The organism is Roseburia sp. 1XD42-34, from assembly GCF_009917385.1.
Classification (GTDB): Bacteria; Bacillota; Bacilli; order Bacillales; family Amphibacillaceae; genus Virgibacillus.
The window spans coordinates 1-8606 of sequence record NZ_QWLJ01000067.1 but is presented as its reverse complement, the minus strand read 5'-3'; the positions used below and the strand labels follow the sequence as shown (position 1 = coordinate 8606).

The following is an 8606-nucleotide window of genomic DNA, read 5'->3' as shown; positions in this document are numbered from 1 at the left end:
ACCTCGTATCATACCAAGGGGGCATTTTTTATTCAATCCTCATTTTGCTTTATTACAGGAATGCTTTCTTATCTTATGAAAAAGACCTTCCTCTAAAAGCTAATTTTTGACAGAAAGCAATTATAATACTTTTCCCTACTTTGGACAATAAACCAAAACTAAGCCTGAATAGTTTTGGTTTTAAATTCGTAAAATCGTGCTCTCTGTTTCATTTTTAATTGTTCAACTTTGTTCATTAGTTAAACCGTTCAGCAAGTCCCCGCCGTTTAATTGTTCCGATGCCATTTTGCAAGAAAAATAAGGATAGTCTTACCCCAAAATCCATCAGAACAAATATTGAAGGTGAAGTTCATTCTATTGAAAAATATCCCTACTCTCTATATACTATACATGTGAAATAATTCACATGAAAAGGAAAGGAGTTAAAAACAACATGGAAGCAGAAATTAAAAAACAGCAAGCCATCCAGAGTAAGCACTTACAAAAAATAGAGTACGTTTTAGGGATAGCTGCAATTTTCTTCGTTCTTATTTTAGGTAACGTACTTTTAAAAACAGATATGCTGTTTTTTAGATTGTTAATCGGTACAGGGCTTGGTTACACCTTGACACGTGCCTACACTGGGTTTGCTGGTAGTATTAATCGCGCTTATACTACGGGTTCTACAAAATTACTACGTGCAATGGCTCTAATGTTCTTTATTACTACCTTAGCAACGACCACTTTTTTACTTTATTCCAATCCTACAAGCTACGATCTTTGGATTAACCCCATTAACCTTGGTCTAATAGCAGGTGGATTATTATTTGGATTTGGAATGGCTTTCTCTTCATGCTGCGCTTCAGGGGTTTTAACCGATTTAGCAACAGGGTTCCCTAGAGCGCTAATTACGTTATTGTTTTTTGGTATAGGTATATTTATTGGTTTTCCTATTCAACATACAGCCAGTTGGGTTGCTAATTCTTGGTTTACTACTTCTGTTGGAGATCAGTTGCAAGGAGGCGTTTTTTTACCAGACCTCTTTAAATGGGATGGTCTTGGCGGGTATTTAGGAGCTATTCTAACCACTGCATTATTCTGTGGCATAACTGTTTACTTAGCTTACCGATATGAGAGAAAAAGGAAACAACAAAATCGTTATATAGAACATGAAACGGAAAAAATGCAAGAGTTACCTAATAAATTTGATAGTAAAGATTATAAACTGTTCAGCCAAGAAACGTATCATCGTATTTTTATTAAACCTTGGACCTTAAAACAAGGAGCAATTGTAATCAGTATATTATTTGTATTATTAATGGGCGTTACAAAAGCTGGTTGGGGAGCTTCGACACCTTTTGGTATTTGGTTTGGTAAATTACTAATGTTCTTAGGTGTCTCTCCGGAATCGATTGTTTCATTTACAAAAATGTCAGCAGAACCATTTGTGTTGCCATTTTTTGAACATCCGGTTGCCGTGCAAAACTTTGGAATTCTAGTAGGAACCATTATCTATCTGTTAACAGCTGGTAAAATGAAAACCATGTTCTTAGAAGGAGCTCATATACGTAAAAAAGAAGCAGCTTTGTTTGCGTTAGGTGGCATTACAATGGGTTTAGGAACAAGACTTGCGAACGGATGTAATGTCGGGGCATTATTTACCCCTATTGCCAATTATTCACTTTCAGGATGGATATTCTTCCTATTTTTAGCTCTAGGTGGTATTCTAGGCAATATGTTAGCTAAACGCTTATTTTAAGTCTTCTAGGATCATTTGCATAACAAATGGTGAAACACAATCGGATACTGAAAAGGTAAACTGTGACCAAATATCAAATTTTTAAAAAGAAATCAAAATTACCTATACAGGTATATGTACAAAACCATAAGTTTTTGGTACTATATTTTTAGCTAGAAATGTTATAGATTTCACAAAATAAGTTATTTGGTAGGTAACTATCAATTTGAAACGGCGAACTAACGATTGAATGACACAAAGGAGAATGGAAAATGAGTAAAAAAATTGTTGTTATAGGCGGCGTAGCAGGAGGAGCTTCTGCCGCAGCAAGAGCACGGAGATTAGATGAACATGCGGATGTCATTATGTTTGAAAGAGGACCACATGTATCTTTTTCAAACTGTGCACTACCTTTTCACCTAAGCGGAATTGTTGAAAATAGTGAAGATCTTGTATTAATGAATCCAAAACAATTTAAAAAGCAATATAATATTGAAGCACGCGTCAATAGTGAAGTAACTTCTATTAACCGTAAGAATAAAACGGTTACAGTGAAAACCGTCACAACAGGGGAAAGTTATGAAGAAAGTTATGATAAGCTCGTTTTATCTCCAGGAGCCAATCCAATTATTCCACCTATCCAAGGAACGGATATGGAGCATGTATTTACCGTACGAAACGTTGTCGATATTGCGAAGCTGGACGCATATGTTAAGCAAGATAATGTCAAACAAGTTGCCGTAATTGGTGGAGGATTTATTGGCATAGAAGTTGTTGAAAATCTCCGTTTAGCTGGATTAGATGTATCCTTAATTGAATTCAGCAACCAAGTGATGACACCTTTTGACTATGATATGGCGCAAATTTTGCACAAAGAAATAATCGACCAAGGTGTTAACCTAATTGTCAATGATGGTTTAGCTAAAATCGAAGCTAATCAAATTGAATTACAATCAGGTAAAAAATTGGCTGCTGATGCCGTAGTACTTGCTATCGGTGTAAAGCCAGAGACCACATTAGCTGAACAAGCCGGATTGGAAATTGGTCAAACTGGTGGTATTAAGGTTGATCACAATTATATTACGAGTGATTCTGATATCTACGCTGTTGGAGATGCGATTGAAGTTTATCATAAGCTGACACATCAACCAACTAGACTAGCACTTGCAGGACCTGCACAACGCCAAGCTAGAGCCGCAGCAGACCATCTATACCGTATCCCACATCGTCATACTGGAGTAATTGGTTCTTCCTGTATCCATGTATTTGATCAAAACGCCGCAGCTACTGGGCTAAATGAAAAAGAAGCAGAGCGCGCTGGGATTGCTTATGATTTTGTTTATATTATCCCGAATGATAAAGTTGGCTTAATGCCTGAAAGCCATCCAATGCATTTTAAATTGATTTATGAATACCCAACAGGGAAAATACTTGGAGCTCAAGCCATCGGAAAAGGAAACGTTGATAAGCGTGTTGATGTCATTGCTACAATGATTACGATGGGTGGAACGCTAGAAGATTTAAAAGAACTAGAACTATGCTATTCCCCTATGTTTGGAACAGCGAAAGATGTAGTGAACTTTGCAGCATTAGTTGCACTCAACCGATTAAACGGAGAATTCAAGCAAGTTTCAGTAACAAAAGTGCGGGAATTGGTGGAAAACAATGCGTTTATTATGGACGTCAGGGAAAAGCATGAATATGAACGCGGTCATCTAACCAATGCTGTGAATATACCTTTAAGTGAATTTAGAGACCGCTTAGATGAAATCCCGCAAAATCAGCCTGTATATGTACACTGCCGTTCCGCACAGCGTAGCTACAATGCTGTAATGGCATTACAACATTTGGGCTATAAGAACGTATACAATATCTCAGGATCTTATTTAGGCATTTGCTTATATGAATATTATACTGATCAAATGACGGGGAGAGAAAAAATCGTTACCGCTTATAACTTTAAATAACGATGACATGTTATGAGAAATAAACTAAACCGTTTTGATATTTTAAGCTTAGTATTAGGGTCTATTATTGGCTGGGGAGCATTTACGCTTCCCGGCATTAAATTTCTTCCAGAGTCTGGGGTTATCAACACAACTATTGGGTTGCTGTTAGGTGGTTTTGCTATTATTTTCATACAAAAAGGCTATCATATTATGATGCAGCAACATGCAGAAGATGGCGGTGGTTTCTCTTATACGTATAAGAATCTTGGCAGAGGGCATGGCTTTATTGTAGGCTGGGCTTTAATTCTTTGCTATTTAAGCATTGTTCCCCTTAACGCAACAGCTTTTGTATTAATTGTTAAAATTTTATTTGGTTCAAACATAGAGTGGTTGTATCTTTACGAAATTGCTGGGTATCCTGTTTATTTCTCAGAAGTGCTCATAGCAAGCTCTGTACTTATTTTATTTGCAGCTTTAAATATTAGAGGCTTGCGGAAGAGCTCTAATGTCCAAAACGTGATGGTATTATGTTTAATGATTAATATTGCGATTGTTTTTATTGCCATGCTTTTAGATACAGGTTCAACAACTTTATCTACGAACTATTTTTACAACTATGATTTTGACATTGGTGAAATAGCAAAAGTCGTTGCGATTATTCCATTTTTATTTGTCGGGTTTGATATTATTCCACAAGTAGCTAGCCAATTAAAATTCAAGCCTGAAAAAGCAACGTGGATAGCGATTCTTTCCGTATTTTCTGGAGTAGTTGCGTACAGCCTATTAAATGTAATCACAGCACTGGCATTCTCACCTGAACAAACAAAGCAGCTCGATTGGGCTCTAGGGGAAGCTGTGTTAATTCATGTCGGAAGCATTGGTTTTATTTTATTGGTCATCGCATTAATGACTGCCGTCTCTGGAGGCATTAACGGCTTTATGATTAGTAGCAGCCATCTGCTATCATCCTTATCTGCTTACAAATTGTGCCATCCCAAATATATGAAGCGGACAAACGCCGGTGTTCCGATTAACAGCGTCTTTTTTATAACAGGTATTAGCCTTCTCGCACCTTGGTTTGGTAGAGAGGTTATTATTTATATCGTTGATATGTCCTCGTTTCTAGCAGCTGTTGCTTATTTATACGTATGCTTTATTAGTTATAAACAAGCAGCGTCAAGGTGGGACCAACTCCTAACGTTTACGGGAATTATTATTAGTATCAGTTTTATTCTCTTATTAATCACCCCTCAATCTCCAGGACAATTAAGTACGCCGTCTCTGATTTTCATGGGTCTATGGGGGATTGCTGGTTTGTTTTATTATCGCAGCTATACAAAAAAAGTGGCAAAACAGAATGCCAACCAATAATGTGACTCTTCAAGCAGTGGGGTATTTCATTCATAGTTCACCCCCCACTGTTTGTTAACTACCGTAATGGCATGCCCTAAAGTGCTTCGCAGGATCGGGTATTTAGATGCTGGTATCTCCCACTTAGTCTTGTTGCTGTACAGGTTACCCAACTTCTGAACTGGAAAGCTTACAACCATAAAATGGTTACGATCATTATTATTGTATAATTACGTAATCCGAAAGTGTTACTTTGGTGTTAGTGTAATCCTTTCAGCCAACGAATAAATGCTTCACTGTTCACTACGGTTTAATTAATATTTTCACTTGGGACTTTTCTTGCAGTAAAGACTCAAATCCTTCCTCCACAATGTTAGCCAATGCAATTTTTTTCGTAATTAAATCCCTTACTTCAGCCTTCCATCGGCAATTAAATCAATCACTGTTGGGAATAGATTACGGTAACCAATCGATCCGATCAAATGAAGCTCTTTAAAAACAAGACTGTTAGCGTCGAATTCCGGTTTTGACTCCCAGAGACTTTCAATAACAATTTCTCCACCCATTTTTGTGCTATGAACTGCTTGTTCTAATACTACCGGAACACCTGTAGCCTCAAAGCTTATATCAACTCCCTCGCCTGCGGTTTGCTTCATAATCTCTTCAGCAGCATCACTCTCTGCTGGATTAATAGCAACAGCACCAAGCTTAGTTGCTACTTTTCTTCGTTCTTCTGACAATTAATGGCAAATACCTTTTTGCTCCAGCTAAAAAGCTTGCTTGTATCGTTAACAAACCAATTGGCCCAGCTCCAAAAACAGCTACTGTATCATCAACTTTTAAATTGCTAAGTTTTATAGAATGCATAGCAACTGCTGTAGGTTCAACTAAAGCAGCTAATTCATAGCTCATATGCTCTGGAATTTTATGAACTATTTTCAGAAACAACGTTATATTCTCAAAAATATCCACCAACACCACATGCCAAAAGCTGCAATAACTTCACAAAGGTTATAACGACCTTGACAGCAGGCTTTACATTTCCCACAAGTGGATCATCGGCTCCACAGTAACTCGATCCCCTATCGCTACTTGGATAACGTTTTTTCCAACTTCTACTATCTCTCGGCAAATTCTTGACTCATAATAACTGGTGCAGTACCTTTTGTTAAAGGGTGAGGTGTTTCGGTTGGAATGGTAATTGGACCAGCAACATATTCATGAAGATCACTTCCACAAATACCAGCCCATTTTATTTTAATTTTCGCTTCTTGCGCTCCAACAACTGGTCCATCAACATTCTCCACACGAATATCTTTTTTTTGCATACCAAACTGCTGCTTTCATTGCTTTCACTCCTGTAAGATTGTTTTATAGAAGCTTATTGCTTTCCATATATAAGCCTATCATAAAAATTGAACCATTTTTGTGTATATTTAGCAATTTTACGTGATATTTAACTCAGGCCTATTTCCTTACAAAGTGTTCTTTGTTTTCACTCCGAATTGCTTGATAAAATGAAATGAAATATTTTCTTTAATTAGTTTAAAATCTCACTTTGACTCTCTAAAGCTACTTGATTATCGTGCGCCAAATCTCACAAGACATCTAAAGCAGTAATTAAGTATATTAAAATCATCTATTTTTTTCTATCGGTATATCTTTTCTTTCTTCAATTATTTCAACGTCTTCTTTTGGAACCCATTTTTCATATAAATATTTATCAGTTCGATCAAAATTAAACTCTCTTGCAAGTTTTGCATCTCCTGTTCCTAAGTAAACTTTTCCATCTTTTTCATTTGACATGACATTAAATTTTTTATTTTTATAGATTGCCTGAGGTTTAATATAATAGAGTTCACTGAGGTTTTCTTTTTTTATTTTTTTTGTATAAACTCCACTATTGAATTTATCAACAAAATCATTTGTTACTTTTGCAGGGTCGTCTGTCATTATTAAAAAATTGTTATCAACATCTCTTGTAACTTCATACTCTATATTATTGTAGACACCAAAATATCCCTTCTTTGGCAAATCAATCCCTCCTTCATTTCACCGAAATCCATTTCTTTCCATCAAAGACCCCTACAAGTTTTTCCCTACCATCAACAACTTCAAAAAGTTTAGCTCCTTGCTCAGGTTTTTGCCTGTCTGCAAATCTCCACTCTGGAATCACTTCGCCATTCCTTGAACCAGAAATCCATTTTGCGTACATGGTGGGCCATCTGTATTTTTACCTCCAAATATCTCCATATGGTATTTCAATATTATCCACATTATTTGTTTTAAATTCTATTTTTCCATAAGTGTTTCCGTCTTCTGGAAAAGGTCTACTTCCATCCCATGAAACGTAATCCAAACGTGAAGATTCTATTACATCTTCGTAGTTTGAAATGTGCCCGACATCATCAAATCTTGCTACATAACCGCCGATTGGGGTATATTTACCTGATAAGTATTTCTCTAATAGTCTTCTGTATTTTTGTATCTGCTGTGATGAACTAGCATAGTTGCACTCTGATTGTCAACCATGGATTTTGGTGAAGAGCCACTTTTAAAGTAGTAAATCTTTTCGTTCCTTAATAATTTTTACTTCATTTTTTGGGATTTGCTTTTCATAATAATATTTATCTACTCTATCCATTTTATATTTCCTTGCTAATTTAGCATTTGGTGTTCCTATAATTACATCTTGTTTATTTTCTTTGATTAGTTCAAAAATTTCATTTTTATAAATAATTTTCCAGGTGATTTTGTATAACTCAATTAAAGATGTTTTATCAACCTCTTTTATAAATAATCTTGGCAAGGAATCTTTGTTTAAATAAATATCTGGATATACTTTTTCTACAAAGCCTTTTTTAATATCTTGCTCATTATCGCTAACTAGTCTTACAATATTGTCTTTAACACTACTGACTATATATATATCCCCATCAAACTGAGCAAAAATAGAGCTTGTCATAATCAGAGCTCCTTTCTTAATTATTTACTCAATGGTATAAACTTGGTATGTCAACACTTAACTAGACAATTTTTTTAAGGTATTTTCTTTAAATGGAATAGGTGTTATATAGTTTAGGTTTTTATGAATACGACAATGGTTAAACCAATGCACGTAATCAGCTAACTCCAGTTGTAATTGTTGTAAATGCTTAAAGGCTCTACCATTCACAAACTCTGTTTTAAAGGATTTAAACGTTGATTCAGCGACAGCGTTATCATAAGGGCATCCTTTTGAGCTAAGAGAACGTTCGATTTGAAAGGCAGCTAATGCTTCATCAACGACTTGATTATCGAATTCTTTACCACGATCCGTGTGAAAAAATGCGACCTCTTGTAGGTTTGCTGGAATACTAGCTAAAGCTTTCATCACCAATCGATGGTCTTTGTTTGCTCCTGCGCTATATCCAATAATTTCTCGATTAAAAAGGTCGACAAATAGGCAGACATAGTTCCATTTTCCAGCTACATCTACATACGTCAAGTCGCTTGCAAGCACACGAAGTGGTGCAGACGAGCTAAAATCACGATTTAATACATTGGCAATTTCGGCTTCATTGCTCTGCTTCGACGAAGGCTTGTACGCT

At 36.1% G+C, this 8606-nt stretch carries 10 protein-coding genes; 3 read left to right on the top strand and 7 right to left on the bottom strand.

Annotated elements, in window-relative coordinates; all coding sequences use genetic code 11:
- Positions 1–433: 433 nt before the first annotated feature.
- The 3 genes from D1839_RS19635 to D1839_RS19625 all read left to right on the top strand — a co-directional run bounded on the left by D1839_RS19635 (position 434) and on the right by D1839_RS19625 (position 5037).
- Positions 434–1738, top strand: a complete 1305-nt coding sequence (locus D1839_RS19635) for a YeeE/YedE family protein (protein ID WP_120381454.1) — start codon at positions 434–436, stop codon at positions 1736–1738.
- Between the two features lie 251 nt (positions 1739–1989).
- Complete coding sequence (locus tag D1839_RS19630; RefSeq protein ID WP_120381455.1) at positions 1990–3684, top strand: FAD-dependent oxidoreductase; 1695 nt, start codon at positions 1990–1992, stop codon at positions 3682–3684.
- Positions 3685–3696: 12 nt separating this feature from the next.
- Entirely contained in the window at positions 3697–5037 is a 1341-nt protein-coding gene (locus D1839_RS19625) for an APC family permease (RefSeq protein WP_120381456.1), read from the top strand.
- A gap of 386 nt (positions 5038–5423) precedes the next feature.
- On the opposite strand, the gene D1839_RS21190 is transcribed toward D1839_RS19625, so the two are convergent.
- The 7 genes from D1839_RS21190 to D1839_RS19600 form a co-directional block, all read right to left on the bottom strand.
- Entirely contained in the window at positions 5424–5756 is a 333-nt protein-coding gene (locus tag D1839_RS21190) for a zinc-binding dehydrogenase (protein ID WP_330585621.1), read from the bottom strand.
- Positions 5725–5964, bottom strand: coding sequence for a hypothetical protein (locus D1839_RS21185; RefSeq protein WP_330585620.1), 240 nt, complete (start codon positions 5962–5964; stop codon positions 5725–5727). The genes D1839_RS21190 and D1839_RS21185 overlap by 32 nt, the downstream gene beginning before the upstream one ends.
- A gap of 170 nt (positions 5965–6134) precedes the next feature.
- Entirely contained in the window at positions 6135–6344 is a 210-nt protein-coding gene (locus D1839_RS21180; protein WP_330585618.1) for an alcohol dehydrogenase catalytic domain-containing protein, read from the bottom strand.
- Positions 6345–6651: 307 nt separating this feature from the next.
- A complete protein-coding gene (locus tag D1839_RS19615) occupies positions 6652–7050 on the bottom strand; it encodes a hypothetical protein (protein WP_120381457.1) in 399 nt (132 codons plus the stop codon).
- A gap of 13 nt (positions 7051–7063) precedes the next feature.
- Entirely contained in the window at positions 7064–7231 is a 168-nt protein-coding gene (locus tag D1839_RS19610; RefSeq protein WP_158589708.1) for a hypothetical protein, read from the bottom strand.
- Positions 7232–7570: 339 nt separating this feature from the next.
- A complete protein-coding gene (locus D1839_RS19605; RefSeq protein ID WP_120381458.1) occupies positions 7571–7981 on the bottom strand; it encodes a hypothetical protein in 411 nt (136 codons plus the stop codon).
- A 57-nt stretch (positions 7982–8038) separates the two neighbouring features.
- On the bottom strand, positions 8039–8606 hold a 568-nt coding region (locus D1839_RS19600), incomplete at its 5' end, for an IS3 family transposase (RefSeq protein WP_120381459.1).

Coding starts and splice junctions, on each gene's coding strand:
- D1839_RS19635 (WP_120381454.1), top strand. CDS start 434: ATGGAAGCAGAAATTAAAAAACAGCAAGCCATCCAGAGTAAGCACTTA.
- D1839_RS19630 (WP_120381455.1), top strand. CDS start 1,990: ATGAGTAAAAAAATTGTTGTTATAGGCGGCGTAGCAGGAGGAGCTTCT.
- D1839_RS19625 (WP_120381456.1), top strand. CDS start 3,697: ATGAGAAATAAACTAAACCGTTTTGATATTTTAAGCTTAGTATTAGGG.
- D1839_RS21180 (WP_330585618.1), bottom strand. CDS start 6,344: ATGCAAAAAAAAGATATTCGTGTGGAGAATGTTGATGGACCAGTTGTT.
- D1839_RS19610 (WP_158589708.1), bottom strand. CDS start 7,231: ATGTACGCAAAATGGATTTCTGGTTCAAGGAATGGCGAAGTGATTCCA.
- D1839_RS19605 (WP_120381458.1), bottom strand. CDS start 7,981: ATGACAAGCTCTATTTTTGCTCAGTTTGATGGGGATATATATATAGTC.